At 61.0% G+C, this 26,596-nt stretch carries 27 protein-coding genes and 1 riboswitch; of the genes, 12 read left to right on the forward strand and 15 right to left on the reverse strand.

Annotation, left to right across the window (positions count from 1 at the left end; translation table 11 throughout):
• Positions 1-10: 10 nt before the first annotated feature.
• Both P3C29_RS11110 and P3C29_RS11115 read left to right on the forward strand, forming a co-directional pair.
• Positions 11-565, forward strand: coding sequence for a PqiC family protein (locus P3C29_RS11110; protein ID WP_275964555.1), 555 nt, complete (start codon positions 11-13; stop codon positions 563-565).
• Between the two features lie 23 nt (positions 566-588).
• Positions 589-933, forward strand: a complete 345-nt coding sequence (locus P3C29_RS11115; protein WP_201125350.1) for a hypothetical protein — start codon at positions 589-591, stop codon at positions 931-933.
• Between the two features lie 9 nt (positions 934-942).
• Here P3C29_RS11115 and P3C29_RS11120 read toward each other — a convergent pair whose 3' ends face one another.
• The 5 genes from P3C29_RS11120 to P3C29_RS11140 all read right to left on the reverse strand — a co-directional run bounded on the left by P3C29_RS11120 (position 943) and on the right by P3C29_RS11140 (position 10,007).
• Positions 943-3,672, reverse strand: coding sequence for a LuxR C-terminal-related transcriptional regulator (locus tag P3C29_RS11120; protein ID WP_275964556.1), 2,730 nt, complete (start codon positions 3,670-3,672; stop codon positions 943-945).
• Positions 3,673-3,953: 281 nt separating this feature from the next.
• Positions 3,954-5,318, reverse strand: a complete 1,365-nt coding sequence (locus P3C29_RS11125) for a DUF1329 domain-containing protein (protein WP_169386294.1) — start codon at positions 5,316-5,318, stop codon at positions 3,954-3,956.
• 43 nt (positions 5,319-5,361) lie between these two features.
• Positions 5,362-7,230, reverse strand: coding sequence for a DUF1302 domain-containing protein (locus tag P3C29_RS11130; RefSeq protein ID WP_201125352.1), 1,869 nt, complete (start codon positions 7,228-7,230; stop codon positions 5,362-5,364).
• A gap of 330 nt (positions 7,231-7,560) precedes the next feature.
• Complete coding sequence (locus P3C29_RS11135; protein ID WP_275964557.1) at positions 7,561-9,243, reverse strand: fatty acid--CoA ligase; 1,683 nt, start codon at positions 9,241-9,243, stop codon at positions 7,561-7,563.
• A 131-nt stretch (positions 9,244-9,374) separates the two neighbouring features.
• The gene (locus P3C29_RS11140) at positions 9,375-10,007 is read right to left on the reverse strand and encodes a LysE family transporter (RefSeq protein WP_010170532.1); all 633 of its coding nucleotides are present in this window, start codon (positions 10,005-10,007) and stop codon (positions 9,375-9,377) included.
• 84 nt (positions 10,008-10,091) lie between these two features.
• Between P3C29_RS11140 and P3C29_RS11145 the strand changes: the two genes are divergently transcribed.
• The 3 genes from P3C29_RS11145 (at position 10,092) to P3C29_RS11155 (ending at position 12,930) form a co-directional block, all read left to right on the forward strand.
• The gene (locus P3C29_RS11145) at positions 10,092-11,057 is read left to right on the forward strand and encodes a 2-hydroxyacid dehydrogenase (protein ID WP_201125353.1); all 966 of its coding nucleotides are present in this window, start codon (positions 10,092-10,094) and stop codon (positions 11,055-11,057) included.
• A gap of 30 nt (positions 11,058-11,087) precedes the next feature.
• The gene (locus P3C29_RS11150) at positions 11,088-12,086 is read left to right on the forward strand and encodes a class I SAM-dependent methyltransferase (protein ID WP_010170534.1); all 999 of its coding nucleotides are present in this window, start codon (positions 11,088-11,090) and stop codon (positions 12,084-12,086) included.
• 51 nt (positions 12,087-12,137) lie between these two features.
• A riboswitch (yybP-ykoY riboswitch) is annotated at positions 12,138-12,257 on the forward strand.
• Positions 12,258-12,345: 88 nt separating this feature from the next.
• Entirely contained in the window at positions 12,346-12,930 is a 585-nt protein-coding gene (locus P3C29_RS11155; protein ID WP_003216166.1) for a TMEM165/GDT1 family protein, read from the forward strand.
• A 159-nt stretch (positions 12,931-13,089) separates the two neighbouring features.
• Here the strand turns inward: P3C29_RS11155 and P3C29_RS11160 are convergent, their stop codons facing one another.
• Entirely contained in the window at positions 13,090-13,908 is an 819-nt protein-coding gene (locus P3C29_RS11160; RefSeq protein ID WP_201125354.1) for a M48 family metallopeptidase, read from the reverse strand.
• Positions 13,909-14,161: 253 nt separating this feature from the next.
• On the opposite strand from P3C29_RS11160, the gene P3C29_RS11165 reads away from it, so the two are divergent.
• Entirely contained in the window at positions 14,162-16,300 is a 2,139-nt protein-coding gene (locus tag P3C29_RS11165) for a methyl-accepting chemotaxis protein (RefSeq protein ID WP_275964558.1), read from the forward strand.
• Between the two features lie 130 nt (positions 16,301-16,430).
• On the opposite strand, the gene P3C29_RS11170 is transcribed toward P3C29_RS11165, so the two are convergent.
• Genes P3C29_RS11170 through P3C29_RS11180 form a run of 3 tightly spaced genes read right to left on the reverse strand, consistent with a single transcriptional unit; the run spans position 16,431 to position 17,538 of the window.
• The gene (locus P3C29_RS11170) at positions 16,431-17,051 is read right to left on the reverse strand and encodes an SOS response-associated peptidase (protein WP_010170537.1); all 621 of its coding nucleotides are present in this window, start codon (positions 17,049-17,051) and stop codon (positions 16,431-16,433) included.
• A gap of 36 nt (positions 17,052-17,087) precedes the next feature.
• The gene (locus P3C29_RS11175; protein WP_010170538.1) at positions 17,088-17,348 is read right to left on the reverse strand and encodes a DUF2007 domain-containing protein; all 261 of its coding nucleotides are present in this window, start codon (positions 17,346-17,348) and stop codon (positions 17,088-17,090) included.
• Between the two features lie 10 nt (positions 17,349-17,358).
• Entirely contained in the window at positions 17,359-17,538 is a 180-nt protein-coding gene (locus P3C29_RS11180; protein ID WP_010170539.1) for a CPXCG motif-containing cysteine-rich protein, read from the reverse strand.
• A gap of 144 nt (positions 17,539-17,682) precedes the next feature.
• Here P3C29_RS11180 and P3C29_RS11185 point away from each other — a divergent pair, with 144 nt between their 5' ends.
• Positions 17,683-18,846, forward strand: a complete 1,164-nt coding sequence (locus P3C29_RS11185; RefSeq protein ID WP_029615884.1) for a 1-acyl-sn-glycerol-3-phosphate acyltransferase — start codon at positions 17,683-17,685, stop codon at positions 18,844-18,846.
• A 30-nt stretch (positions 18,847-18,876) separates the two neighbouring features.
• Here P3C29_RS11185 and P3C29_RS11190 read toward each other — a convergent pair whose 3' ends face one another.
• A complete protein-coding gene (locus P3C29_RS11190; protein ID WP_275964559.1) occupies positions 18,877-19,134 on the reverse strand; it encodes a hypothetical protein in 258 nt (85 codons plus the stop codon).
• Between the two features lie 181 nt (positions 19,135-19,315).
• Between P3C29_RS11190 and P3C29_RS11195 the strand changes: the two genes are divergently transcribed.
• Positions 19,316-19,525 carry a hypothetical protein gene (locus P3C29_RS11195; protein WP_008434269.1) on the forward strand — a complete coding sequence of 70 codons (210 nt, stop codon included), beginning with the start codon at positions 19,316-19,318 and terminating at the stop codon, positions 19,523-19,525.
• A gap of 57 nt (positions 19,526-19,582) precedes the next feature.
• On the opposite strand, the gene P3C29_RS11200 is transcribed toward P3C29_RS11195, so the two are convergent.
• Complete coding sequence (locus P3C29_RS11200) at positions 19,583-20,167, reverse strand: YajG family lipoprotein (protein WP_010170546.1); 585 nt, start codon at positions 20,165-20,167, stop codon at positions 19,583-19,585.
• Positions 20,168-20,351: 184 nt separating this feature from the next.
• On the opposite strand from P3C29_RS11200, the gene P3C29_RS11205 reads away from it, so the two are divergent.
• Positions 20,352-20,585 (forward strand): hypothetical protein, encoded by a 234-nt coding sequence (locus tag P3C29_RS11205; protein WP_169386297.1) that lies wholly within the window; start codon positions 20,352-20,354, stop codon positions 20,583-20,585.
• An 8-nt stretch (positions 20,586-20,593) separates the two neighbouring features.
• Here the strand turns inward: P3C29_RS11205 and P3C29_RS11210 are convergent, their stop codons facing one another.
• Positions 20,594-20,914, reverse strand: coding sequence for a hypothetical protein (locus P3C29_RS11210; protein WP_141629498.1), 321 nt, complete (start codon positions 20,912-20,914; stop codon positions 20,594-20,596).
• A gap of 397 nt (positions 20,915-21,311) precedes the next feature.
• Between P3C29_RS11210 and mqo the strand changes: the two genes are divergently transcribed.
• Positions 21,312-22,820 (forward strand): malate dehydrogenase (quinone), encoded by a 1,509-nt coding sequence (gene mqo, locus P3C29_RS11215; RefSeq protein ID WP_201125357.1) that lies wholly within the window; start codon positions 21,312-21,314, stop codon positions 22,818-22,820.
• A gap of 91 nt (positions 22,821-22,911) precedes the next feature.
• On the opposite strand, the gene P3C29_RS11220 is transcribed toward mqo, so the two are convergent.
• The 3 genes from P3C29_RS11220 to P3C29_RS11230 all read right to left on the reverse strand — a co-directional run bounded on the left by P3C29_RS11220 (position 22,912) and on the right by P3C29_RS11230 (position 24,512).
• Positions 22,912-23,199 (reverse strand): PA4642 family protein, encoded by a 288-nt coding sequence (locus tag P3C29_RS11220; protein WP_010170557.1) that lies wholly within the window; start codon positions 23,197-23,199, stop codon positions 22,912-22,914.
• A 208-nt stretch (positions 23,200-23,407) separates the two neighbouring features.
• Positions 23,408-23,893, reverse strand: coding sequence for a hypothetical protein (locus P3C29_RS11225; protein ID WP_275964560.1), 486 nt, complete (start codon positions 23,891-23,893; stop codon positions 23,408-23,410).
• Between the two features lie 61 nt (positions 23,894-23,954).
• Positions 23,955-24,512 (reverse strand): hypoxanthine-guanine phosphoribosyltransferase, encoded by a 558-nt coding sequence (locus tag P3C29_RS11230; RefSeq protein WP_003216150.1) that lies wholly within the window; start codon positions 24,510-24,512, stop codon positions 23,955-23,957.
• 164 nt (positions 24,513-24,676) lie between these two features.
• Here P3C29_RS11230 and upp point away from each other — a divergent pair, with 164 nt between their 5' ends.
• Positions 24,677-25,315 (forward strand): uracil phosphoribosyltransferase, encoded by a 639-nt coding sequence (gene upp, locus P3C29_RS11235; RefSeq protein WP_003216149.1) that lies wholly within the window; start codon positions 24,677-24,679, stop codon positions 25,313-25,315.
• 2 nt (positions 25,316-25,317) lie between these two features.
• Complete coding sequence (locus P3C29_RS11240) at positions 25,318-26,592, forward strand: uracil-xanthine permease family protein (protein WP_010170563.1); 1,275 nt, start codon at positions 25,318-25,320, stop codon at positions 26,590-26,592.
• The last annotated feature ends 4 nt before the right edge of the window (positions 26,593-26,596 follow it).

Here is a 26,596-nt window from a genome sequence, read left to right on the forward strand (position 1 = left end):
AGCAACCACCATGGCTTTCCCGCTGAAGATCACGCTGATCACCGGGTTGCTGCTGCTTGCGGCGTGCCGCAGTGAGCCGATTCAATTTCACACCCTGACGCCGGTGCACCGCAGCAATGCGTCACTGGCCGCCGGGGGTGAGATCCGCATTGAAAGCATCACCGTCCCGCCACAGGTCGACCGGCCGCAGATTGTCATCCGCGAGGGCGACAGCGGCGTGGCCATCCTTGAGACGCAATGGTGGGCCGCCAGCCTGGTGGATGAGTTGCGCAGCGCGCTGGTGGATCAACTCGCCAGTCACCGCAAAAACCTCGCGGTGCGCATTGAAGTGCAGCGCTTTGACTCGATTCCCGGGCAATACGCCCTGCTCGACGTCAAATGGCGGCTGCGCCAGACCGGCACAGATGAGCGCACGCCGCTGACATGCCGCACGGTGGTGCAGTCGCCTTCCGGTCCGACCATTGATGATCTGGTGATCGCGCAGCAAAACAACGTCAAACGGTTCGCCGCGTTGCTCAGCCAGGTCGCCGACAGATCACCGAGTGAATGCCCCGCAGCGCAGTAAATATTGATCCAAGGGATTGAGCCATGCGCACATTCTGGAAGTGGTACCTGCAACTGCTGGAGAACGACTTCAGCACCCAGGTCTTCGACAATGTGAAGAACCTGCTGGTATGCGCGCTGCTGTTTGCGGCGGGTACCAATGCACTGGCCGGGAAACATGAGCTGTTCCTCGGCATTCTGGCCTCCAGCGTGGCCGGGTGGGGGTTGATCGTGGTTTCAACCTTGCTGATGGTACTGAATGTGAGCGATGGCATCCGCAGGCTCGCCAAGCTGCGTTATCACTTGGTGCTGCAACTGCTGCTTATCCTGGTCTATGTGCTGGTGGCAGCCCGCGTGGTGGAAATCGTCTGGGGCTTTCGATCCCATTGATCCAGGTTGCTACCCCAACAACCCCATCTCCTGGGCGCGCGCCACTGCCTGAGTTCGCCGCTCCACCCCCAGCTTGCTGTTGATATGGCTCGCATGGGTTTTCACGGTGTGCAGGGAGATGAACAACTGATTGCTGATCTCCTGGTTCGAACAGCCTTGGGCAATCAAGTGCAGTACCGCCAGCTCGCGGGAGCTCAGGGTCTCAAGGGTGTGCGGGGTTTCAACCACCGCGACCTCCGGCAAGAGGGCCAGCAAGGTCTGGTTCAGCAGGCCATGGGAATCCCGGGCAAGCTGCTCCCGCGACCAGTCGGGATAGCGCTCCAGCACGCGCTGGAAGGGTTGCATCGCACCACCGGCAGCCGCCTCAAGCGCACGGGCAAACACCGGGCGGGCCTGCGCCTCCTGTCCGCCGTCCAGCAATAACAGCGCCTGCTGGGTCAATGCCATCAGGCTGATCATCTGCCGGCCGCTGTTATGGGCCTGGCTTGCCAGTTCGTCGAGCCGTTGCAGTGAAGCCGTCGGCTGATGACGGATGGCGTCGAGCGCCGCCTGTTGCAGTTCGATATGTTGCGGCAGGTGCGGGTGAAACTCCGGCGCAGCGGCGGCCTGTTCACCGTTGTAGGTTTGCCCCAGCCGGGTCAGCCAGGCGTCGGCCAGGTCGGTACGCCCCTGGGCCAGCCACAGCTCGCATTTGACCAGGGTGATCATCGCCAGATAGAAAATCGGCGGCACGTCCCAGATGTGCATCAAGCGCTCAGCCTCGGCCAGCTCGGCAAAGGCCATGGGGAAATCGCCACGGCGGCCTTCGAAGCTGGCAATCACGCAATGGCCGATCAATACGCTGATGTCCCGACAAGCCCGTGCCTCGGCCAATCCGGCACGCAGGCGAGCCAGCCCGGCTTCGGGCTGGCAGCGCATCAGCAACAGGTAGCCTTCATACAACGCCAGTCGGGCGCGCACCGCGTACAGCCGTTGCGGCGCCAGGCCTTGCAAGCGTTGCAGGCCCTGGCGCACTTCATCCAGGGACCGCAGGATCTCGCCGCGGGCCTGCAACACCCGCGCGCGGTCGTAATGGGCCAACGCCTCGAACAACGGATTGCCGACGCGCTGCGCCAGTTCCAGGGATTCGCGGTTCAGGCCACGGGCGCGCCACAGGTCGGCGTCGACAATGGCCAGGTTGGACAGGGTCGACAGGCACATCAGCCGCTGGCCATAGCGTTTGTGCGGCAGGCTTTCCAGGGCCTCGCTGCAATACAACTGGGTCAGCTCGCGGTCGCCACGGCCCCGGGCAATGATTCCACTGAGGGCCAGCCACTGGGCCAACATCGACTTTTGCGCGGTGGCCGACGGCGCCGGCAGAAAGCGGCTGAGATGGCTGGCCAGTTCCTGCGCCGCGTCCAGCTGGCAGGCCAGGCCCAACGCCCAGCTGTAGAGCACGATCAGGCGTGGCGTGCTCATCAACAGACTGTCCGGCAAATCCATTTTCCAGCGCAGCAGCATGCCGACGTTTTGCTCCGCCAGCAGTTGCTCTTCGGACAAGTTCTGCACCAGGTTTGCCGCCACATCCAGGTGGCCCGCACGCAGCGCCTGCTCCACTGCCTCGTCGATCAAGCCCTGGGCATTGAACCAGCGGCAGGCCCGAAGGTGCAGGCTGGCTGCCGGCAACACGGCATTGCTCGCGCGCCGGGTGCGCAGCAGGTCGGAAAACAGATGGTGATAACGGTACCAGTGGCCCTGCTCGTCCAGCGGCACCAGGAACACCTGGTGGGCTTGCAGGTAGCGCAGGATTTCCGTGCTGTCGTGGGCCTCGCGCACCGCGTCACACAGCTCGCTGCAAAAGCGCTCTTGGGACGCGGTGTCGTAGAGAAATGCCTGGACCTCCGAGGGCAGGCAGTCGATGACTTCTTCGAGCAGGTAGTCGCGGATCAGCCCTTCCCCGCCGTGCAAGCCTTGGGGTAGCGCGCCTTCGCTGCCGGCCTCGGAAGCCGCCAGCAGCCAGAAACGCAGGCCGGCCACCCAGCCTTCACTGCGCCGGATCAGGTTGTCCAGGGCTTCGCCGCGCAATGAACTGCTGTGGCGGTCCAGCAAGGCCAGGGATTCGGCGTGGGTCAAGCGCAGGTCCTGCTCGTGCAGTTCCAGCAAATGCCGGGACAGGCGCAGGCGCGCCAGGTGCCAGTCGGGACGCTGACGGCTGGTGACCAGCACAAGCAGGCCGTCGGGCAGATGATTGAGGAAGAATTGCAGGCAGCGGTCGAGTACCGGGCCCTGGGCCAGATGGTAGTCGTCCAGCACCAGCAACAGCGGCGCCTGGGTGGAAAGGTGCACCGTCAGCTCATCCAGCAGGCCGTCGAGCCACTCTTCAAAGGCGAAAGGTTGATGACGCTGGCGCATTTTCAGCAAGCCCAGGGACTGGGCGCCCAACTGCGGAAAGTATTGCTGCAAGCCGTCGAGCAGGCGCTCAAGGAAACGTCCCGGGTCGTTGTCCCGCGGGCTGAGGCCCAGCCACAAGCTTTGCCAGTGGGCCGGCAGGCTCTGGCAGAACTCTACCGCCAGCGAACTCTTGCCGAACCCGGCCGGCGCGCTGACCAGCAACAGACGCCCGGCCAACCCTTCACTCAGCCGTTCGCACAGGCGCGGTCGCAACACGTAGCCATCAGGCAGTGGGGGTCGATAGAAGCGACCTTCCAGGGTCGGAATCACCGCGCTGGCAGGCCCTTGAATTCGGGACAGATCAGTCATCGCCGGGCTCTTGTAGAAGGCTGTTGTCGGCATTGCAGATGTCCGCAGACTAGCGGTAAAAGCGGCAGCTTTGTAGATCTTTGCAACAATTGTCTGAAAAAGACTACAACAAAAAATATCCAACTGTTCTGGCTCAAATATTCCAAGCCCCCAAATAAAATGTGGGAGCCGGGCTTGCCCGCGATGGCGGCGTGTCAGTCGATACATCCGTTGACTGACACACCGCCATCGCGGGCAAGCCCGGCTCCCACATTCGAGGATGCGGCCTCTGTTACAGCAAGTTAGCGAACACCATCCTGGCGCAGGGCCGCCGGGGTGAAGTCGCTGGTGGTGGCGGTAAAGCCGAAGTCATAGGCCTGTTTCTCTTCGTTCTTCATGCCCAGGGCCAGGTAGCGGCCGGACTGCAGATCGTAGAGGGTTTCGAGGGCATACCACGGCACTTGTTTGTCGTAGTAGTTCTCGGCATGGGCTTCAGCCACGCGCCACAGTTGGCCACGACCGTCATAGTGGTCGATGACCGCGGCTTGCCAGGTGTCTTCGTCGATGAAGAAGTCACGCTTGGCATAGATGTGGCGCTGACCTTCCTTCAGGGTTGCAACCACATGCCACACACGACGCAGCTCGTAGCGAGCCAGGTCCTGGTTGATGTGGCCGGCCTTGATGATGTCGACATACTTGAGCTTCGGATCGTCGAGCTTGTAGCTGTTTTCGGCGATGTACAGTTCCTTCTTGCCTTCCAGTTTCCAGTCGTAGCGATCCGGCGCGCCGTTGAACATGTCGAGGTTGTCGGAGGTACGCAGGCCGTCGGCGGCGGTACCCGGGCCGTCATACGACACTTGCGGCGCCCGGCGCACACGGCGCTGGCCGGCGTTGTAGACCCACGCCGAACGCGGTTCTTTCACCTGGTCGAGGGTTTCGTGCACCAGCAGCACACCCCCGGCCAGACGTGCCGGCGCGGTCACTTGCTGCTTGAAGTAGAACAGGATGTTGCCCGGGTTTTTCGGGTCGTAGTCCTTCATCTTGTCGCGGAACACAAACTGGTCGCGGAAGTACACCAGGCTGAACGAACCGTTGGTTTGCGGCGTGGCCTGGGTCACCAGGCGGGTCACGCTGCCGCCGCGATAGCGGGTGATGTGGTTCCAGATGACTTCCACGCCGCTTTTCGGAATCGGGAACGGTACGGCGGTTTCGAAGTTTTCCAGGCCGTTGCCGCCGGACACCAGGTTGGTGTTGGTGGCGTTTTTCTTGATGGCCGCAAACACATCAGCCGGCACGGTAGCGCCGCGATGGGTCGGGTAGACCGGCATCTTGAAGGTGTCCGGGTAGCGCTTGAACATCGCGTACTGCCCCGGCGCCAACTTGTCCTTGTACTGCTCGACGTTCTGCGCGGTGATGATGAATTGCGGTTGCTCGCTGGCGTACGGGTTGGCCAGGAAGCCACGGGCATCCACCGCGCCGGCGTTGGTTGGCAATGGCGACCATTTAGGGATGGTGCCGGCCGCGTTGCCGGCCATTTCAGCGCCCATCGGCGTCAGGGTCGTACCCAGCTTGGCGGCTTCATCCGCCGAGACTGCCGCCATGACGCTGCTCGCCATGATCGACAGCCCCAGCACACCCACCTGCAACAGATTTTTAGTTATTTTCATGTTCTGGTTCTTCCTTAAAACATACTGCTTAAAGAGAGTGTGCTTAGAAGTTCACGCCGACGCTGAGGGCGACAAAGTCGCGGTCGTCCACGGTGCTGAAGTCGCCACCGAAGAAGTTGGTGTAGTTCAGGCTCGCGGTGTAGGTGTTCTGGTATTCAGCATCCAGTCCGAGGCTGACCGCCTTGCGGCCTTCCTCGAAGTTGCCGCCAGGGCCAGGTGAATAACCTTTGACGTCATGGGACCAGGCGACGTTAGGCTTGAGGTTTACACCGGCAAAGACGTCCGGGTATTCCCAAATCGCCCGGCCGCGGTAGCCCCAGGAAGTCGCAGTGGTAAAGCCGTCGTTGTTGCAGTTGGTATTCAGGCCGTTGGCGTTAGGCAGGCCAGCGCCCTGGGCAGTGGAGTTGTTGAGCGCAGGGCATGCGCCGTTAGGCAGGGTACCTGGGCCAAACACCGGATCACGTCCGTAGCGAACTTTGGACTTGCTCTCCAAACCACCGACATAGGTCATGCCGACTTCGCCCACCAGCGTCAGGCGGCTGGCGCCCATCACTTGGTCAAAGAAGTGGGTGAACGTGGTTTGGAGTTGAGTGATCTCCTTGCGGCGGTAGCCATGCAAGTCCTGGCCGGGCACTCCGGTCAACAACGAGGCATCTTTGAGCACCGGGGCGCCAATAGGGCGAACACCGGCATACAGAATGTCAGTGGAGTTCAGCTGCACCGGCGCATTGGGACGGTAGCTGACCTCACCGCTCCAGGCAGTTCCCGTAGGCAGGGTGGTGGAGAAGCTCAAGCCGTAGAGACGTATATCTTCCGGGTATTCGACGAAGTAATTGGAGTTACCCGCAACAATCAATGGACGCAGTTGCGCCGGCAACCCCGGCGTCGCCCCGGTGTAAGCAGATTGCGGAGCACCGTGGGCGCTGAAGATCGGCGCCCGGCTGTGATAGTTAATGGCGTAGGCGCCGAACTCGGTGTCGAGCGGCTCATAGTTGTAGTGGAACGCCACGCCGAACTGGCCGCCATCTCTCGCGTCACGATCAGGGCCGCGACGAACCAGAACACCCTCACTGTTCACATCCACACCATAGCGAGACAGCGCAGGAACCAGCGCTGCCGGCAGGGTGCGAGAGCTGTTCAGCACCCGCAGATTGTCGTTACAGCCACCGGTAATAATGTCCGGCTGGGAGAAAAACGTCCCGCAGTTATCGGTGACGGTCTTGTCCCAGTCCAACTGGTAGAAGCCTTCTGCCGACAGGTTATCGGTCAGGGTCTGCGACACATAGAACATGTTGACCGGAATCAGGCCTTCCTTGATCTCGGCGCCTGGACGACGGAACGCGGCCACGTCAATCGGGTTGATGGCGTTGATACCACCACCGATGAACGTACTCTCCCCCCAACTGATGACCTGTTTACCAAACCGCACGGAGCCTGGCTCATCGGCAACCGAGTAGTTGTGGTAGACAAACGCATCGAGAATCTGCCCACCCGAGGACCTGGCGCCCATCGGGCGACCCTTGTCGCTGATGTTCTTGAAGTCGAGGTCGTCGTCTTTGAGCTTGAAGTCATACCAGTACTTGCCCCGGACAAACACGCCGGTGTCGCCGTATTTCAACTCGAGGTCATGGATACCCTTGAAGATCTTCGAGAAGGAATCACCCTTGTCGAAGTTCAGGTGACCGTCATCAGAGGTTTGCGACAACCCCCTGCCACCATTGTTGGCGCCAATCAGGTCTTTGTTGCGACCCGCCGTCGACCAACTGGCCCCGACCGACAGGGACGAGTCAAAGCTGCCTTCGATTTCACCGATGTTGAAACTGACGCCGAATGCAGGCCCGGCGAGCGTAGAGGCGAGGCTGACGGCCAAAGGCAGTTTTGCCCGGCGCCAGAACTGGTGTGCTGAGATCATCGACGCTACTCCATGTGCATTATTGTTATGGCAGTGAGTCGTTTCTAAGGGCTTGTAACGGCCGGAATACAACGATTCCAATGCCGGGCGAACACATGAACCCGCCGGGCTCACAGCACCGCACCTTGAAAAACTCTGGGATGGACTATAGCCAGCAGGGGGTACCGCTTGATCCCTCTAAAGTGTGATTTGCATCACCAACCCGTCTGCCACAGTCCTTTCGCCATGCTGGCGAAGACCAGCGAGGCAAGGATGGCTGAAAATCGGCAAATCACAAGTGAAGGCTTGGACTAGAGCGCTGCCGTGCCCGCGAGGGCACGGCAAGCAGCGTCAGAGGGTGGAAAGGAAGGTGCTGTTGTTGGCCTGCCATTCGATGATGTCGACACGGATACGTTTTTTGTCGAGCTTGCCGACGCTGGTCTTGGGAATTTCCGTAACAACGGCGATCTGGCTTGGAATCGCCCACTTGCTCAAGTGGCCCAATTCCACAAACGGCTTGAGATGTTCCTTGAGCTCCTTGGCCCCTATCACATGGCCATCACGCACCACCAGCAACGCAAACGGGCGCTCGCCCCACTGCGGATCGGCAATCCCCACCACCGCTACTTCGCGTACCGCCGGGTGGCGGCTGACCAGGTCTTCCAGCGCCAGGGAGGAGATCCACTCGCCGCCGGTCTTGATCACGTCCTTGATGCGGTCACGAATATCGATCACGCCAAACGCGTCGAGGGTGGCCACGTCGCCGGTGTGCATCCAGCCGCCGGCCCAGAGTTCGGCGCCCTTCTGCGGCTCGTTGAAATAGCCTTCGCTGAGCCACGGCGCGCGCAGTACCAACTCGCCCTGGGATTCACCGTCGGCGGGCAGGAAGTTGCCGTCACCGTCGATGATCGCCGCCTCCACCAGCGGCCCGGGCACGCCGGCCTTGATGCGGTAGGTGGTGCGTTCGTCTTCGGTGCCGGCCATCAATTCTTCATTGAGGTGCGCGCAGGACACCAGCGGCCCGGTCTCGGACATGCCGTACGCCGCCGTCAGTTGAATCCCGCGGGCCTTGGACGCTTCGTACAACGAACGGTTGAGGGCGCTGCCGCCGATCACGATTTTCCAACCGCCAAAATCCACGCCCTGCCCGGCCTTGCCGTTGAGCACCATTTGCAGGATCGTCGGCACGCAATGGGAGAACGTGACCTTCTCCTTGCGCCACAGCTCCACCAGGTATTCGGGGTCGTAGCGGCCGGGGTAGACCTGCTTCAGGCCGAGCATGGTCGCCACATACGGCAGGCCCCAGGCGTGCACGTGGAACATCGGGGTGATCGGCATGTAGACATCGTTGGTGCCCAGCAGGCGCACGCTGTCGACGCTGCCCATGATGGTTGCCACGCCCATGGTGTGCAGCACCAGTTGGCGGTGGGTGAAATACACGCCTTTGGGATTGCCCGTGGTGCCGGTGGTGTAGAAGGTGGTGGCGACGGAATTTTCGTCGAAATCCTGGAAGTCGTACCGGGGGCTTGCCGCCGCCAGCAGCGTTTCGTACTCACCCACTAGGTGGGGCAGCTCGGCGGTTTTTTCTGCGCCGTCGGTGAGCAGCAGGGTTTTTTTGACGGTGGTGAGGTGGCCGGCGATGGCCTGGTAGAGACCCACAAACTCGCTGTTGACCAGCACAAAGCGGTCCTCGGCGTGGTTCATGGTGTAGAGAATCTGTTCCGGCGACAGGCGCACATTGATGGTGTGGATCACCGCACCGATCATCGGGATGGCGAACATGCATTCCAGGTAACGATGGCTGTCCCAGTCCATCACGGCCACGGTGTCACCGGCCTTGACCCCGGCTTCGGTCAACACATTGGCCAGGCGGGCGACGCGCTCGATCAGGGTTGGATAGGTGTAACGCAACTGGTCGCGGTAGACGATTTCCCGGGTCTTCTCGTAGCGCGTCCCGGACATCAACAGGCGTTTGATCAACAGCGGGTATTGGTAGGCGCCTTCGGCGGGCGGGATAACACGAGTCTGCAACATACGAATCCCTTATCTGACTGCACGGTCTTGGCTGAAACATCTGCACTGTAGAGCGCTTATGTTTCAGCCAAATCAGCCAAAGGAATGATTTGCAGAGCCCAATGAATGCTAGCTTTGCGCCAGCATCCGGCTTATTTCATGCTGGTAAACGCCAGCTTCACACCGATGGCAATCAGCACCGCGCCCATCGTCCGATCAAACCAATGCCCCATCCGCGCAAAACCGGCGCGTACGCGTTGCTGGCTGAACAGCATCGCCACCAGGCAAAACCAGATCGCGGTGGCCACGGCCAGGTACACGCCGTAACCGGCCTGGATCGCCAGCGGCGTGTGGGGATTGATCACCACGGTGAACAGCGACAGGAAGAACAGCGTGGCCTTGGGGTTCAAGCCGTTGGTGACAAACCCCGACGTGAACGCGCCGCGCGCGGTGCGCTCGCCCACCTCAAGGTGCAGGTCTTCTTCACTGGCAGGCTTGGCCGGCTGGGCGCGCAGGGCCTTGAAGCCGATGTACAGCAGGTAGGCCGCCGCCGCCCATTTCAGGGCGTTGAACAGCACGATGGACTGGGACACGATCAAGCCGATGCCCAACAGCGAATACCCCACGTGCAGGAAAATCGCCGAACCGACGCCCAGCGCCGTCCAGGTGCCGGCGCGCCGGCCATGGGTCACGCTTTCACGTACCACCACGGCGAAATCCGGGCCAGGGCTGGCCACCGCCAACAGGTGAATCAGTGCCACGGTCAAGAACTCGGTGAGGTACATGCACACTCCAGGAAGTAACTGATTATTTCATCTGATAGGCTCGGCAGATTACGCCTTCACATCCCGCCGCAAAAGGTACAGTTGATGACGAACAATCGCCGCGCCGTCTTCCTTGATCACCCTTCCCTGGACCTCGGGGACCTGGACCTCAACGGGTTGCGGGCCATCTTCAGCGAACTGAGCCTGTACGAGCAGACCACCCCGCAGAACGTTGTAGAACGCCTGCAAGGCGCGCAGGTGGCCATCAGCAACAAGATCGCGCTGAACGCCGAGACCCTGGCGGCCTGCCCCGACCTGAAGCTGATCCTGGTGACCGCCACCGGCACCAACAACGTCGACCTCGACGCCGCCCGCGCCCACGGCGTGACCGTGAGCAATTGCCAGGGTTACGGCACGCCGTCGGTGGCGCAGCACACGATCATGCTGCTGCTCAACCTGGCGACACGCCTGAACGACTATCAGCGGGATGTAAACGCTGGGCTCTGGCAGCAAGCCAAGCAGTTCTGCCTGCTGGACTATCCAATCGTGGAACTGGAAGGCAAGACACTGGGCCTGCTGGGCCATGGCGAATTGGGCGGTGCCGTGGCGCGCCTGGCTGAAGCCTTTGGCATGCGGGTGATCCTCGGCGCGATCCCGGGACGCCCTGCCCGGGCTGATCGCGTGCCGCTGGACGAGTTGCTGGCGCAAGTCGACGCACTGACCCTGCACTGCCCGCTCAACGAGCACACCCGCGACTTTATCGGTGCCCGCGAACTGGCGCTGCTCAAGCCCGGCGCGTTTATCGTCAACACGGCCCGCGGTGGTTTGATCAACGAACAGGCACTGGCCGATGCCTTGCGCAGCGGACACCTGGGCGGCGCAGCGACCGATGTATTGAGCGTGGAGCCCCCGGTCAACGGCAACCCGCTGCTGGCCGGCGACATCCCTCGACTGATCGTCACGCCGCACAATGCGTGGGGCAGCCGCGAAGCCCGGCAGCGGATCGTCGGCCAATTGATCGAAAACGCCGAGGGCTTTTTCAGCGGCGCCCCGCTGCGCGTCGTCAGTTGATAAACTGCGCCCCTTTTCAAGGAGCAGACCATGGATCCGCGCAGTGAAGTACTGCTTCGTCAGGCCGAACTTTTTCAAGGCGACGTGCTGCTGGTGGGCTTGCCCGCCGACGACCTGCTGGGCCGCCTGCCCAATGCCCATGGCTGGAGCTGGCACGCCGGTGATCAGGCGGCACTGGACGCACGCTTTGCCGAGCGCAGCCAGTTCGGCGTGAACGTGCCCGAGCGTTCGTTCGAGACGGCGGTGGTGTTCCTGCCCAAGTCCAAGGACCTCACCGACTACCTGCTCAATGCCGTGGCGGCGCGCTTGCCCGGCAAAGAGCTGTACCTGGTGGGGGAAAAGAAAGGCGGCATCGAAAGCGCGGCCAAACAACTGAACCCGTTCGGCAAACCACGCAAGCTCGATAACGCGCGGCACTGTCAGTTGTGGCTGGTCACGGTGGCCAACGCCCCCGAACCGGTAGCGCTGGAAAGCCTGGCGCAGGTGTTCGAGGTGCCGCTGGCTGAAGGGCCGCTAAAAGTCGTGAGCCTGCCGGGCGTGTTCAGTCACGGTCGGCTGGATCGCGGTACGGCGCTGCTGCTGGAGCATCTCGACAAGTTGCCGAGTGGTCATTTGCTGGATTTCGGTTGCGGGGCGGGCGTGCTCGGGGCGGCGGTCAAACGTCGCTATCCGCATAACACGGTCACGATGCTCGACGTGGATGCCTTTGCCGCTGCCAGCAGTCGCCTGACATTGGCGGCCAATGGCCTGGAAGCCGAGGTGCTGACCGGTGATGGCATCGACGCTGCGCCGATGAATCTGAACACGATTCTGAGCAACCCGCCGTTTCATGTCGGGGTGCACACCGATTATTTCGCCACCGAGAATTTGCTGCGAAAAGCAGCCAAACATCTGGCAAAAGGCGGCGAACTTCGCCTGGTCGCGAATAGCTTCCTGAAGTACCAACCGCTGATCGAAGAGCATCTGGGCGTGTGCGCAATCAAGGCAGAAGGCCAGGGTTTTCGCATTTACCGTGCCAAGCGCGGCTGAACTCTTTTTCCAAAAGAAGGCTTGCCGAATGGATTTTGCCTAGGCAGAATCCGCTCCGTCCTAGGGGAGTAGTCTCCCACGAGCACCACGCTCGTCCGGCATACGTCAACATACTTGGTCAACAGACCATGGCGTATGCGACCCAGGAGTCCGCACAGACGGACCGGGGTTTGACAAGACCTATGACACGAACACCTTACCCGGGGCGGGAAGGCTGTACGTGTCATAGCCGTGTCGACCCGCCCCTGGAACTTACCTGATGCTGGATTCTCTGCTCGTCCCTACCGCAATCGTTGCCTTGGCCGAAATTGGCGACAAGACGCAACTGCTCGCGCTCATTCTTGCTGCACGCTTTCGCAAACCCTGGCCGATCATCGCCGGCATCGTCGCCGCGACCCTGGCCAACCATGCGGCCGCCGGTGCCGTGGGGGCCTGGTTCGGGAGTTTCTTCTCGGATGCGGTGTTGCACTGGATCCTCGCGGCGAGCTTCTGCGCCACGGCGCTGTGGACCCTGGTACCCGACAAACTCGACGATGACGAAGCCAGCACCTCCCGCAAGTTCGGGCCCTTCCTGACCACGCTGATCGCATTCTTCCTCGCGGAAATCGGCGACAAGACCCAGATCGCTACCGTGATGCTCGCGGCGCAATACCCGGAACTGTGGCTGGTGATTATCGGCACGACCCTGGGCATGTTGATTGCCAACGTACCGGTGGTGCTGGCAGGGAATTTTGCGGCGGATAAATTGCCGCTGACGCTGATTCGTCGATTGGCGGCTACGGCGTTTTTCATCCTGGCAATCGTTGCGGTGTACAAGGCCATGCAGAGCAGTGGCTGGATCTAAACGCGACCCCATGTGGGGCTGGGCTTGTGTAGGAGCTGGCTTGCCTGCGATAGCATCACCTCGGTGCAACTGACACACCGAGGTGCCTGCATCGCGGGCAAGCCCGGCTCCCACACAAGCCGGGCTCCCACATTTAGATTTGCATTTCAGCCTTATGAATCAGGACTTCTTGGCCTGTTGATACAACGGCATCACCTTCGGAATCGCAGCCTGCAACGAGGCGATCCGGCTGCTGGAGGCCGGGTGAGTGCTCATGAACTCAGGTGGCGAGCCTTCCGAGGCCTTGGCCATTTTGTTCCACAGGGTAATCGCCGCGTTCGGGTTGTAACCGGCACGTGCCGACAGCTCCAGGCCGATCAGGTCTGCTTCGTTTTCATTGCTGCGGCTGTTGGGCAAGGTCATGCCGTAGTTGGCCACGGTATCGGCCAACGCCATGCTGTCCTGACCCAGGCCGAACAAGGCGCCGGCCCCCTGCTTCGCCATCTCGATACCGTAGGCCTTGGACATGGCTTCGCGGCCGTGTTCACGCAAGGCGTGGGCAATTTCATGACCCATCACGGCGGCGAGTTCATCGTCGGTCAACTTGAGATTGTCGATCAGCGCGCTGTACACGAAGATCTTGCCGCCAGGCCCGCAGTTGGCGTTCATCTCGTCACTTTTGATCAGGTTCACTTCCCACTTCCACTGCGCCGCATCCGGGCGGAACGTCGGCGCCTGGGCGATCAGGCGGTTGGCAATCGCCTGCACGCGCTTGGCATTGGCGCTGGTCTTGTCCACCAGGCCTTTGCCGCTGGCTTCACCCAGGGTCTGCTGGTAGGACTGCGCATACATCTGGTCGACTTCCTGGCTCGACAACATGCTGAACATGTACTGCTTGCGCTCAACGCCTACGGCACCGCCGCTGGTGGTGTTGACCGACTGGCAACCGGCGAGCAATACCGCCGCGCCCAACGCACATACCGCCACTGTCTTTTTCATCAACCTGCTCCCTGAAAACATGGCGCGTATCGTAGTCGGCCAAATGTATCGGCGCCAGATACAACAGACGTGTAGCCGCCTATTTTCAGATACATCCCACACTGCCGCAAAAAATTCATAAACCGCCGACGACCTTTCCATTTGCGACATTCGCCGATCCGGCACAGTCATTTCGAGGGTATGCCCCTCATGTCTCCCCCGCTCGCGGCCGATATAAAAAAGCAGCCAATCTCCCCCTGCGCCCGGAGCCGTCATGAAGTTCAAGTCGATTCAATTTTCTGTCGCAGCACTGGCCGGGGCCATTGTCCTGAGCGTGGTGGCGGTGCTGGTGCTGTACGCCTTGTTCGCCGGGGCGCGTACCCAGGAGATGGTGCAGGAACGCACCCAGGGGCAATTCGAACAGATCATCGAGCAACGCCTGACCGCGCTGGCGCAAACCCAGGCGACGCTGATCCAGCGGGAACTGGAAGCGCCGCTGGTAACCGCCAAGGGCCTGGCCACCGCCAACGCCCTGATGGGCATGAAAGACGCCAACGGCAACCCGCAACTGGCGGTCTCCCGGGAACAGTTGATCAACCTGATCCACGAAACCGTGGTGCGCAACCCGAAGATTCTCGGTGCCTATATAGGCTGGGAAGCCAACGCCATCGACCACAACGACGCCGCCTATGTGAACAGCCCGGTGGTCGGTATCGAAACCAACGGCCGCTTCCTGCCCTGGTGGTTCCGCAATGCCGACGGCAGCCTGGGCCTGGATAAACTCGCGGACGTGGCCGACCAGACCATCCTCTCTACCGGCGTGCGCGCCAGTGAGTACTACCTCTGCTCCAAGGAAAGCAAAAAGCCCTGCGCCATCGACCCGGCCCCTTATAAGGTGGGCAACGCGATGGTGATGCTCGCCTCGTTTATCGAACCGATCATGATCGACGGCACCTTCCAGGGCATCGTCGGCGCCGACCTGTCGGTGAACTTCATCCAGGAAATGCTCACCAAGGCTGATCAGAATTTGTACAACGGCGCCGGTGAACTGGCGCTGATTTCCAGCAACGGCCGCCTGGTGGCCTACACCCAGGACGCCAGCAAGCTGGGGGAAAAAGCCAGTGACCTGCTCGACAGCAACGAACTGGCGAACCTCAGCCAACTGAAGATCGGCGAAGTACGCTACGACGTGGACAAGGAACACGGGCATATCGAGTTGTTCCTGCCGTTCAACATCGGCCAGACCGACGCCCGCTGGACGCTGATGCTGCAGCTGCCCCTGAGCGCAGTCATGGCCGACTTGCAGGCCATGCAGCATGACCTCGACGCCCAGCGCAAAACCGATATTTTCGGCATGGCCGTGGCCGGATTACTGATTGCCGGCATCGGCCTGCTGGTGATCTGGCTGGTGGGCCACGGCATTGCCCGGCCGCTCAAGCAAATGGTGGCGATGCTCAATGACATCGCCCAGGGCGAAGGCGACCTGACCCGCCGCCTGACCAGTGATCGCGCCGACGAACTGGGGGCGATTGCCAGTGGCTTCAATACGTTCCTGGCCAAATTGCAGGGGATGATTACCCAGGTGGTGAGCTCGGTGCAGAAGGTCAGCGACTCATCGGAACACACCGCTGATATCGCGATTCGCACCAACCAGGGCGTGCACAAGCAGATGGTCGAGATCGATCAGGTGGCCACCGCCGTACACGAGATGACCGCGACTGCCCAGGACGTGGCGCGCAACGCCACCCAGGCTGCCCAAGCCGCCAGCCACGCCGACCAGGCGGCGAGCCAGGGCATGCAGATTGTGCGCGACACCTCCACCTCCATTGGCGCCCTCGCCCAGGAAATCGGCAAGGCGGTCGGTGTGGTGCAGGCGCTGGCCAAGGACAGCGAGAACATCAACGCCATCCTCACGGCAATTCGCGGGATTGCCGAGCAGACCAACCTGCTGGCGCTCAACGCAGCCATCGAGGCGGCGCGGGCCGGTGAGCAAGGACGCGGATTTGCGGTGGTGGCCGACGAGGTGCGCAACCTGGCGCAGAAGACCCAGAAGGCCACCGAAGAAATCCAGACCATGATCCAGCAACTGCAGCAAGGCACCCGCGACGTGGTGCGGGTGATGGAAGACAGCCAGAACCGCACCGACGAAAGCGTGCAACATGCGGCCAAGGCGGCACAGGCGCTGGAGACCATCACGCAGGCGGTGTCGGTGATCAACGACATGAACACCCAGATCGCCAGCGCCGCCGAGGAACAGAGCGCGGTGGCCGAGGACATCAACCGTAACGTGATCAATATCGGGCAAGTGGCCAATGAAGTGGCGGGCGGGGCGGACGAGTCGAGCGCGGCCAGCGCGGATTTGACCAAGCTGGCGGAGCAGCAGCGCCGGCTGATCAATCAGTTCAAGGTTTGAGGTTATTGGGTGAAGTTCAGGGCCTCATCGCAGGCAAGCCAGCTCCCACACTTTGAATGTATTCACAGATCAAAGGTGGGAGCTGGCTTGCCTGCGATAGGGCCCTAAACCCAAGCAAAAACCTGCAGGCTCAACCCGGCGTCAGGCACTCCGGCCCATTGAGTTTCGGATCGTTGACCATATTGGCCAGCACCCGCTCGCGCAACGCGGTGGGTTCACTGGCCAACAAGGCCTGCAAGGTGTGCAACGGCGTCTCGGGGTTCAGCCAGGCTGCCTGCCCCGCTGCATCGAGAATGAGCGGCCGCCGCTGGCTCTGCGCCGCCTGGGTCACCACCGCCGTACTCAACCACACCTGCTCCTGCACTGGATACGCTTCCCAGATCGCCGCAAAGAACAGCGTGCTGCCCTCCCCCGGCGTCAGCCAATACGGGCGCTTGCGCTGGGTACCGCGCCATTCGTAGAAACCGTTGGCCGGCAACAAACAGCGGCGCTGACGAAAGGCTTCGCGAAACATCGGTTGCTCCGCCAGGGTTTCCGCCCGGGCGTGGGCCGGCGTACGGGAAAGATCGGTCAGCCAGGGCGGCGTGAGGCCCCAGCGCGCCCGCGCCAGGGTGTGCTGGCCGTCGCTCAGGCGCTGGATCAGCACCGAATCATTGGGAGAAATGTTCCACTGGGCCTGCTGGTCGGCCGGAAAGCCCGGCAAGGCAGCAAACGTGGGGTTCCAGCGAAAAAGGGCATAACGTCCACACATGGGGCAACACGACTCTTGGAGAAACTGGCCGACAGCCTAACAGACCAACACGTCGGGGAAGCTGTCGGGTTCATCACCCGGCACGGGTTGGGCCCCGTTGTAGGCGGTGATCAACTCACGGGCGTAGGCGGCCTGATCGTTCTCCACCGCCAGCGCCAGCAGGCCGTAGATCGGCAACTCACCGGTGCCACCCAGCAAATCGCGCCCCACCAGGTGTGCAGTGATGCCCTCGCTTTCGAGCATGCCCTGCAGCAATTCGCCTTCCATCAGGTTTTCCGGTTCGTAGATTCGCTGCATGGGCGTACCTTTATTCGTTCTCGCTGCGCACTTCGAGCATCCATTCATCACCATGAATCTGCAGGATGAAGGTAATGGGCCGGCAGCACACCGGGCAGTCCTCAATATAGTGCTGATCGCCCCCGGACAGGTCCAGTAACGCGGTGACTACCTCTCCACAATAAGGACATTCGTACGACTCCTCTTCCATCGCGGTCTCCCAGGTGACTTGTGCGTATAATCGCCGGTCTATTTACAGGGCTATTTTTCGTCCCGGCCAATTGCCCGGACCACGCCCTGATATTTATTGTTCCAAACCTTTACTTACCCTAGCCGTTTCTAACAAGAGAGCATGATGGGCGAATTCGATACCATCCGACCTTACAACGACAGCGAAGTCCCGGCAGTGCTGGCCCGACTGTTCAGTGACAAGGCCTTTCTGGACATCCTGACCCACTTTCGCTTCCCGCGCTTTGCCGGCGCCTTTGGCTGGCTGCTCAAGCCGATGATCGCCCACAAGCTGCGCCGTGAGTTCGCCGGCGTCACCACCGTGGCCACGCTGCAGGACAAAGTCGAGTTTTACGTCGACCACACCATCGAGCGCGCGACCGACGGCGTGACGTACACCGGCGTGGAGCAGTTCAAGTCTGGCAGCGCCTACCTGTTCCTGGCCAACCACCGCGACATCGTGATGGACCCCGCCTTCGTCAACTACGCCGTGTACCACGCCGGCCTGCCGACGCCGCGTATCGCCATCGGCGACAACCTGCTGCAAAAGCCGTTTGTCAGCGACCTGATGCGCCTGAACAAGAGTTTCATCGTGCACCGCTCGATCACCGGGCGCAAAGAGAAGATGGCCGCTTACCAGCTGCTGTCGGCCTACATCAACCATTCGATTCGCAACGACTGCCAGTCGATCTGGATCGCCCAGGCCGAAGGCCGCGCCAAGGATGGGGATGATCGCACCGAGTCGGCGATCCTCAAGATGTTCCACATGAGCCGCAAGGACGAGCCGTTCGCCGAGGTCATCCAGTCACTGAACCTGACGCCGGTGTCCATCAGCTACGAATACGACCCGTGCGACGCAGCCAAGGCCCGCGAGTTGTACATCCGCGCCACCACCGGCACCTACAGCAAGGCACCGGGGGAAGATGACGTGAGCATTGCCCTGGGCATCACCGGCTACAAGGGCCGGGTGCACGTCAACTTCGCGCCGCCGATCACCGAGGCGTTCGAAGACACCAAGCTGCTGGCGATCGAGATGGACCGGCAGATCCTGGGCGGTTATCGGTTGTTCCCGGTGCATTACCTGGCGTACGCCCAATGGAGCGATGCCGACCCGCAATTGCAGGTACCGACCGCCGCCGAAGTGTTCCCGGCCGATGAGTTGGCCAAGGCAAAAGCGGAGTGGGAGCGGCGGTTGAACGCATGCCCGGCCGAGCATCGGCCGTATCTGGTGCTGCAATACGCGACGCCGGTGAGGAATCAATACCGGGTCAAGGCCGGGATTGCGCTCTAAAGACGATCACCTGTAGGTGCCAGCAGGCGCCTACAGGTGTTTGCTCAGCAAGGACACCAGCAACGCCAGCCCAAGACAGGCAAACCCCAGCCGGTAGAACAGGCGATGGGTGCGCTGCGTCAGCACATCAAGCAGCAGCATCGGTTGGTCAATGGCGCGCAGTGCGCTTTGCGCGGCAAGCCGGGCCATCGCCCGCTGTTCGTGCAGGCGTGTGACAAACAGCAACCAGGCTGCCGGGCAGGCCAGCAACAGGGCAAGGGAATTGAGCAGTAGTGCGGTCAGCGACATCGCAAACCTCGATGTATCAGTGTCTTGGTATCAGTCCAGATACAAACCTGAATGATATGCGCCGCCTGCGCGTCATTGCTCCTTCCCCATTGACGGCTAATGTATCCAGTAATTTACAGCGTCACCTGAACGTCACCTTAACAAGCCACTCTGTTGCCCTTCGAAAGCCCGGGAGCTTGTCATGTTGCACGCGCAAAACCAGGATCGGCTGTATCTGATTGCCCCAAGCGATGAGCAGGAAGCACTGGTGGGCGGCCTCGCGTTCAATGTTCAGGACCGCCACTGGCTGGTGTATTGCGCCCTGGGCGGGCATCAGCATGCCGACCTGCCGGAGCTGGATTTGCTCACGGGTGTGAGTGTGCTGGACTTTTATGTCGAAACGGCTGCATGACACCGACAGGCGAAAAAAAACCGGACTCAGTGACGAGCCCGGTTTTTTTATGAACGGTTACTGCGAGCTGAGCAGCGAACCGATGCTCGGGTCCTTGAACAGGCGCGTCAGGGCATCGCTCAACACATCGCTGACCAGCTTGGTGTTGGTTTCCTGATTCGGCGCCATGCCGAAGCGCTGGTCCAGCGAAGCGCCGTAACGGCCACTGTAGCGACGGGTGCCGGCGGTCACGTCGGACTTGAAGGTCGCGCCGATGGTGGCTTCAGTCACGTACAGACCTTCCTTGGGCGACTGATACTTCAGCTCGGCCAGGGTAATGGTCAGTTGTGGAGCGCCGGGCGAGTTGGCCGGGGTGAAGCCCAGCAGGCGCACAGCCGCTTCGGCCTGGGCTTGCAGCTTGGGCAGCACGTCGGCACCGGTCACCGTGATGGCGCTGGTTTCCGGGTACAGGCCGCCACGGGTGCCGAGGGTCGGCGACGGACGCCCGTCAACCACACGCACCGACACCGGCTGGCCATGGCCGACAGGCGCCAACTGGGTGGTGATTTTCGGTTGCGGGCTGAGTTGTTGCGGGCTGTGGGCGCAGCCAACCAGGGTCAAACTGGTCACAGTGATCAAACCGAACAACAGGCGTTGCAACATACTCATTTCTCCAGGACTAGATGCAAACAGGGCGCCAGTATAACGGTGAGCGCTCGCCACTCACCAGAATTCCTGAACGGTGGCTGAACTGTCGGCGAAATTACAATTTTCACACAGAACCGTCACCTCAATGTCATGCCAGACTGCCAACCTTCGCAGCATGTAACGAACCGGGTACAAAACCATGCGCCTTCTCAAATCACTGTTCTTTTCCCACACCAGCCATCGCCACTTTGCCCTGCTCGATGCCCAAGGCTGCTGCCAGGCCTTCAAGCAGTGCAGCTTGCCGCCCGTCGGTGAAGGCTGGGTCGAAGTCGAAGAGACCCGCCTGAGCTGGATGCACCGTCCGCTGCCCGCCAGCGCCCGTGTCAGCCCACGGGTTTCGCAGCCACAGCCACGGCATGCGTTGGTCTCCTGACCAGACTGCTAATAAAAGTCATTAAACACGTCCATTTGCGCGCATTTCTTCGCTACAATCTCCCCCCGATTATAAGGACGTCTCCTGATCGGGCCTCGCAGCATCGCTAATGCGCTTGTATTAGCTCCCCGCACCGCCCACAGAGAGCCGCCCACACAGATCGAGTGAAGCTGGCGAGCTTGCTGTTTTCTCTGCAAACCATCGTCTTTACCCGAATCTGCCAGAGCTGCCATGCGCTCGGCCACTTGAGTTGTTTGCCCGTTTTGCCGCTTGCCGGCAGTGATTTCGGGCCAGGTGCCAGGCTGGGGCAGCCCTTTTTTGAGGTTCACGTCTTCAAAAGAGCGTGAAAAAAACGGGTTTTCACAACTTCACAAGAGTGTGGCGAGCAAATGAATAGTTTTGCGTTTGTACAAGCACCATCAGCGTCTGGAACAGCCCCACCACACAGGACCGAGTACTCCTCAAGAACCGGAGCTTGAAGCCTGTCCGCTACGGATTTGGTTGCACGATCGGACGAGCTTGACCATAAGTCGAATTGCCACAGGCGCCCGTAAATGCGTTCATACGCAGATCAGGCCCGGTCGGCAGCGTCCGCTTGCGATAAATTGCGAAGAATCGGACATGGCGATCCTGGCCATGGGTAACCTGGGGCATCACGTGAACCGCCCCGTCACTCCTGGCAGCCATGCCGTCAATTTGGTGCTGCAGATTTTGGAGACGCGTTAAATGGCGCATAACGAAGCAGTCGACGTAGTACTGGTAGGTGCGGGCATCATGAGTGCCACCCTCGCTGTACTGCTCAAAGAGCTCGACCCCGGCCTCAAGCTGGAAGTCGTTGAGCTGATGGACTCGGGTGCCGCGGAAAGTTCCAACCCGTGGAACAACGCCGGTACCGGCCATGCCGGGCTGTGTGAGCTGAACTACACACCGCAGGCGGGCGACGGCTCCATCGACATCAAGAAAGCCGTGCACATCAACACCCAATTCGAGGTGTCGAAGCAGTTCTGGGCCTACCTGACCAAGAAAGGCACCTTTGGGTCGTCCAAGTCCTTTATCAGCCCCGTGCCGCACCTGAGCTTCGTGCAGGGCGAGAAAGGCGTGTCGTTCCTCAAGAAGCGCTTTGAAACCCTCAGCCAGCACCACGCGTTCTCGGACATGCACTACACCGAAGACCGCAGCGAAATGGCCGAGTGGATGCCGCTGATGATGCCCGGCCGCCCGCTGGACGAAAAAATCGCTGCCACCCGCGTGATGAATGGCACCGACGTCAACTTCGGCGCCCTGACCAACCAGTTGCTCTCGCACCTGACCAGCGCGCCGGATGCCCAGGTCAAGTACAGCAAGCGCGTCACCGGCCTCAAGCGCAACGGCGCCGGCTGGACCGTGAGCATCAAGGATGTCAACAGCGGCAATTCCCGTGATGTGGACGCCAAGTTCGTGTTCCTCGGCGCCGGCGGCGCGGCCCTCCCGCTGCTGCAGGCCTCGGGCATCGAAGAAAGCAAAGGCTTCGGCGGCTTCCCGGTCAGCGGCCAATGGCTGCGTTGTGACAACCCGGAAGTGGTCAAGCACCACCAGGCCAAGGTCTACAGCCAGGCGGCCGTGGGTTCGCCACCGATGTCGGTGCCGCACCTCGACACCCGCGTGGTGGATGGCAAGAAGTCCCTGCTGTTCGGGCCCTATGCCGGCTTCACCACCAAGTTCCTCAAGCACGGTTCGTTCCTCGACCTGCCCCTGTCGATTCGTGCCGGCAACATCGGCCCGATGCTGGCCGTGGCCCGGGACAACATGGACCTGACCAAGTACCTGGTCAGCGAAGTGCGCCAGTCCATGGAGCAGCGCCTGGAATCCCTGCGCCGCTTCTACCCTGAAGCGAAAGCCGAAGACTGGCGCCTGGAAGTGGCCGGCCAACGGGTGCAGATCATCAAGAAAGACCCGAAGAAAGGCGGCGTGCTGCAATTCGGTACCGAACTGGTTGCGGCCAAGGACGGTTCGTTGGCCGCCCTGCTGGGCGCATCTCCGGGTGCTTCGGTGACGGTGTCGATCATGCTGGAACTGATCGAACGCTGCTTCCCGACGAAAGCGGCCGGTGAGTGGGCTGCCAAGCTGCACGAGATCTTCCCGGCTCGGGAAAAGGTCCTGGAGACCGATGCGCAGCTGTATCGCAAGATCAACACGCAGAACAACATCAGCCTGGAACTGGTTGAGCAGAGCAGCGAGACCGAAAGCTACGCTTGAGCGTCATGACGCAGAGCGTCAGTGGATGCATTCCCACGCAGAGCGTGGGAACGAAAAACGCCCCGATGGGGCGTTTTTTTGTCCGTAGCAATCAGCCGCGGGCTTGTTCGATCAGCTCGATGTACTCGGCGGCGTTGCGCTGGTCCTTGATCACGTCAACAAACGTCAGGCCATGCTCATCCTTGCCATCGAGGTCCAGGCCGGCTTCCTTGAAGAAAACCAGGAAACGCTCGAAATCATCGATGCGCAGGCCACGGTAAGCCTTGATCAGTTTGTGCAGGGACGGCGAAGTGGCGTCTACCGGCTCGAAATCCAGGAACAGCTTGATTTGCTCGTCGCCGATTTCATCACCAATCAGCTGTTTCTTATCTTTACGCATTACCGACTCCAGCCTGCAGACATTTACACGGGAAAAGCAGTTTACCTGCGGCACAGCGGCTTCGAAAGCTACGCGAACCAATGTGGGAGCTGGCTTGCCTGCGATAGCGATGCATCAGTAACAGATGGGCCAACTGACCCACCGCTATCGCAGGCAAGCCAGCTCCCACATTGACTGTATTTACACGGCCGAATCCGCGTCGTCTGGATTATTTGGCGCGAACGGCCCCGGTGTGCAAATCAGCCCAGATATGGCCATTGGCGTAAGTGAGGAATTGCACGTAGACCGTGTCATTGCGCAACAGGTCAACAATCACGCGGTACTGGGTCATCGGATACGACAAGGTGAGGGTTTTGCTTTTATCGTCGAACACCGGTTTTTTCAGGCTTTTGCTTTCGGCGTCAAAGTTGAGGATCACCTGGGCGATGGTCGCGCCCTTGTTCAAGGATTTGCCCTTGAGGCGGATCATCAACGGCGAGGTCACCGGGATCGGTTGCTGGGTGGATTGGCGCTGGTTCCCCACCACCACCGAATAGTCGGTGACTTGCAGCAATTGCTGCTGGTCCGCAGCTTCGGCTCGCAGATTAAGGTCGTCGGGAGGAAGGAACTGGCCGTGCAACGGCGCAGGAGCGGCCGCCAGGGGCAAACTGAGGGTCAGCGCCAGGGCGGCGCAGGTGCGAATCAACAGGCTCATGAACAGCTCCAGACGCAGGGGCCAAGCACGATAGCATGACAGCCCTGCGCCTGAATCCCGCTTACATCCCTTTAACGGCGTAAATCCCGTTGGCGTTGCGCCAGTAGCCTTTGTAGTCCATGCCGTAACCGAAGATGTAACGGTCGATGCACGGCAGGCCCACGTAATCGGCTTTCAGGTCCGGGCGGGCCTTGCGGTCGTGGTCCTTGTCGATCAGCACGGCGGTGTGCACTTTGCGCGCGCCGGCGTGTTTGCAGAAGTCGATGATGGCGCCCAGGGTGTGCCCTTCGTCGAGGATGTCATCGATGATCAGCACGTCGCGGTCAATGAACGAGACTTCCGGCTTGGCTTTCCAGAACAGGTCGCCGCCGCTGGTTTCGTTGCGATAGCGGGTGGCGTGAAGGTAGGACGCTTCCAGCGGGAATTGCAGATGGGTGAGCAATTTACCGGCGAAAATCAGGCCACCGTTCATCACGCAAAAGACCACCGGGTTGGTGTCGGCCATTTCGCGGGAGATGTGCGCGCCGACCTTGGCGATGGCCTCTTCGACTTGCGCTTCGGTGTACAGGCAGTCAGCCTCGCGCATGATTTGACGGATATGCTCGAGATCAGCGGACATGGCGCTCTCCAAGGGGTGCTGTGGCAAGAAAAGCGGGCAAAGGTACGCATGTGAGGCGCAACGTTCAAGCCTTAATGGACTAACGTACTAGATGTCTATAGGACAACACCCTCGGATAGATTAATCTAGGCCGGTTTTTTTGCCCGCCGCCGGAGCCTTTCCCCATGCCCATCCGTGAGATCCGCCATCCGCTGATCCGACATAAACTCGGCCTTATGCGCCGCGCCGACATTAGCACGAAGAACTTCCGTGAGCTTGCTCAGGAAGTCGGAGCGCTGCTCACCTACGAGGCGACCAAAGACCTGCCCCTGGAAAACTACGAGATCGCCGGTTGGTGTGGTCCCGTCCAGGTCGAGAAAATCGCCGGCAAGAAGATTACCGTGGTGCCGATCCTGCGCGCCGGTATCGGCATGCTCGAAGGCGTACTCAGCCTGATCCCGGGCGCCAAGGTCAGCGCCGTGGGCGTGGCCCGCAATGAAGAGACGCTGCAGGCCCACACCTACCTGGAAAAACTGGTCCCGGAAATCGACGAACGCCTGGCGATGATCATCGACCCGATGCTCGCCACCGGCAGCTCCATGGTTGCCACCATCGACCTGCTGAAAAAAGCCGGTTGCAAGGACATCCGCGCCATGGTGCTGGTGGCCGCTCCCGAAGGCATCGCCGCCGTCGAGAAAGCCCACCCGGACGTGCTGATCTACACCGCGTCCATCGATGAACGCCTGAACGAACACGGCTACATCATCCCGGGCCTGGGCGATGCCGGCGACAAGATCTTCGGTACCAAGCAGAAGGACGCGTGACCATGCAGGATGAGTTCAACGACCCGCTGTGGCGCCAGATCCTGTCTGGCGCACAGATGCTCTTCGTGGCATTTGGCGCGCTGGTGTTGATGCCGCTGATCACCGGTCTCGATCCAAACGTCGCCCTGTTTACCGCAGGCTTGGGCACCTTGCTGTTCCAAGTGGTCACCGGGCGCCAAGTGCCGGTGTTCCTGGCGTCGAGCTTTGCGTTTATCACCCCGATCATTCTCGCCAAAGGCCAATTCGGCCTCGCGGCGACCATGGGCGGCGTGATGGCGGCCGGTTTCGTTTACACCTTCCTGGGCCTGGCTGTGAAGATCAAGGGCACCGGTTTCATCGACCGGCTGCTGCCGCCGGTGGTGATCGGGCCGGTGATTATTTCCATCGGCCTGGCCATGGCGCCGATTGCCGCCAACATGGCAATGGGCAAGGCGGGCGACGGTAGCGAGTTGATCCACTACCAAACCGCCATGCTGATCTCGATGCCAGCGCTGCTGACCACATTGATCGTCGCGGTGTTCGGCAAAGGCATTTTCCGCCTGGTGCCGATCATCTCCGGTGTGTTGGTGGGTTTCGCCATGTCGTTCTACTTCGGTGTCGTCGACACCGCGAAGATCGCCGCCGCACCGTGGTTCGCCCTGCCCCACTTCACCGCGCCGGAATTCAACTGGCAGGCGATCCTGTTTATCGTCCCGGTGGCCCTGGCCCCGGCGATCGAACACATCGGCGGCGTCATTGCCGTGGGCAGCGTGACCGGTCGCGACTACCTGAAAAAGCCTGGCCTGCACCGCACGCTGTTGGGTGATGGTATCGCCACCACCGCTGCCGGCCTGTTCGGCGGCCCGCCCAACACGACCTACGCGGAAGTGACGGGCGCGGTGATGCTGACCAAGAACTACAACCCGAAGATCATGACCTGGGCAGCAGTGTTTGCCATCAGCCTGGCATTTATCGGCAAGTTCGGCGCGCTGCTGCAAAGCATTCCAGTCCCGGTGATGGGCGGTATTTTGTGCCTGCTGTTCGGCTCGATTGCCGCGGTGGGGATGAACACCCTGATCCGCCATAAGATCGACCTCGGCGAAGCACGCAACCTGGTGATTGTGTCGGTGACCCTGGTGTTCGGGATTGGCGGTGTGCTGGTAGGTACCGGCACCGGCCCGGATGACTTTGGCCTGAAGGGCATTGCCCTGTGTGCGGTGGTAGCGATTGCGTTGAATCTGCTGCTGCCGGGCAATGACGGCTGGAAGAACAAGAAACCGGATGAGCCGTTGCTGTAAGGCT

This window comes from Pseudomonas sp. 1912-s (assembly GCF_029269205.1).
Classification (GTDB): Bacteria; Pseudomonadota; Gammaproteobacteria; order Pseudomonadales; family Pseudomonadaceae; genus Aquipseudomonas.

Coding starts and splice junctions, on each gene's coding strand:
- P3C29_RS11110 (WP_275964555.1), top strand. CDS start 11: ATGGCTTTCCCGCTGAAGATCACGCTGATCACCGGGTTGCTGCTGCTT.
- P3C29_RS11115 (WP_201125350.1), top strand. CDS start 589: ATGCGCACATTCTGGAAGTGGTACCTGCAACTGCTGGAGAACGACTTC.
- P3C29_RS11120 (WP_275964556.1), bottom strand. CDS start 3,672: ATGACTGATCTGTCCCGAATTCAAGGGCCTGCCAGCGCGGTGATTCCG.
- P3C29_RS11125 (WP_169386294.1), bottom strand. CDS start 5,318: ATGAAAATAACTAAAAATCTGTTGCAGGTGGGTGTGCTGGGGCTGTCG.
- P3C29_RS11130 (WP_201125352.1), bottom strand. CDS start 7,230: ATGATCTCAGCACACCAGTTCTGGCGCCGGGCAAAACTGCCTTTGGCC.
- P3C29_RS11135 (WP_275964557.1), bottom strand. CDS start 9,243: ATGTTGCAGACTCGTGTTATCCCGCCCGCCGAAGGCGCCTACCAATAC.
- P3C29_RS11140 (WP_010170532.1), bottom strand. CDS start 10,007: ATGTACCTCACCGAGTTCTTGACCGTGGCACTGATTCACCTGTTGGCG.
- P3C29_RS11145 (WP_201125353.1), top strand. CDS start 10,092: ATGACGAACAATCGCCGCGCCGTCTTCCTTGATCACCCTTCCCTGGAC.
- P3C29_RS11150 (WP_010170534.1), top strand. CDS start 11,088: ATGGATCCGCGCAGTGAAGTACTGCTTCGTCAGGCCGAACTTTTTCAA.
- P3C29_RS11155 (WP_003216166.1), top strand. CDS start 12,346: ATGCTGGATTCTCTGCTCGTCCCTACCGCAATCGTTGCCTTGGCCGAA.
- P3C29_RS11160 (WP_201125354.1), bottom strand. CDS start 13,908: ATGAAAAAGACAGTGGCGGTATGTGCGTTGGGCGCGGCGGTATTGCTC.
- P3C29_RS11165 (WP_275964558.1), top strand. CDS start 14,162: ATGAAGTTCAAGTCGATTCAATTTTCTGTCGCAGCACTGGCCGGGGCC.
- P3C29_RS11170 (WP_010170537.1), bottom strand. CDS start 17,051: ATGTGTGGACGTTATGCCCTTTTTCGCTGGAACCCCACGTTTGCTGCC.
- P3C29_RS11175 (WP_010170538.1), bottom strand. CDS start 17,348: ATGCAGCGAATCTACGAACCGGAAAACCTGATGGAAGGCGAATTGCTG.
- P3C29_RS11180 (WP_010170539.1), bottom strand. CDS start 17,538: ATGGAAGAGGAGTCGTACGAATGTCCTTATTGTGGAGAGGTAGTCACC.
- P3C29_RS11185 (WP_029615884.1), top strand. CDS start 17,683: ATGGGCGAATTCGATACCATCCGACCTTACAACGACAGCGAAGTCCCG.
- P3C29_RS11190 (WP_275964559.1), bottom strand. CDS start 19,134: ATGTCGCTGACCGCACTACTGCTCAATTCCCTTGCCCTGTTGCTGGCC.
- P3C29_RS11195 (WP_008434269.1), top strand. CDS start 19,316: ATGTTGCACGCGCAAAACCAGGATCGGCTGTATCTGATTGCCCCAAGC.
- P3C29_RS11200 (WP_010170546.1), bottom strand. CDS start 20,167: ATGTTGCAACGCCTGTTGTTCGGTTTGATCACTGTGACCAGTTTGACC.
- P3C29_RS11205 (WP_169386297.1), top strand. CDS start 20,352: ATGCGCCTTCTCAAATCACTGTTCTTTTCCCACACCAGCCATCGCCAC.
- mqo (WP_201125357.1), top strand. CDS start 21,312: ATGGCGCATAACGAAGCAGTCGACGTAGTACTGGTAGGTGCGGGCATC.
- P3C29_RS11220 (WP_010170557.1), bottom strand. CDS start 23,199: ATGCGTAAAGATAAGAAACAGCTGATTGGTGATGAAATCGGCGACGAG.
- P3C29_RS11225 (WP_275964560.1), bottom strand. CDS start 23,893: ATGAGCCTGTTGATTCGCACCTGCGCCGCCCTGGCGCTGACCCTCAGT.
- P3C29_RS11230 (WP_003216150.1), bottom strand. CDS start 24,512: ATGTCCGCTGATCTCGAGCATATCCGTCAAATCATGCGCGAGGCTGAC.
- upp (WP_003216149.1), top strand. CDS start 24,677: ATGCCCATCCGTGAGATCCGCCATCCGCTGATCCGACATAAACTCGGC.
- P3C29_RS11240 (WP_010170563.1), top strand. CDS start 25,318: ATGCAGGATGAGTTCAACGACCCGCTGTGGCGCCAGATCCTGTCTGGC.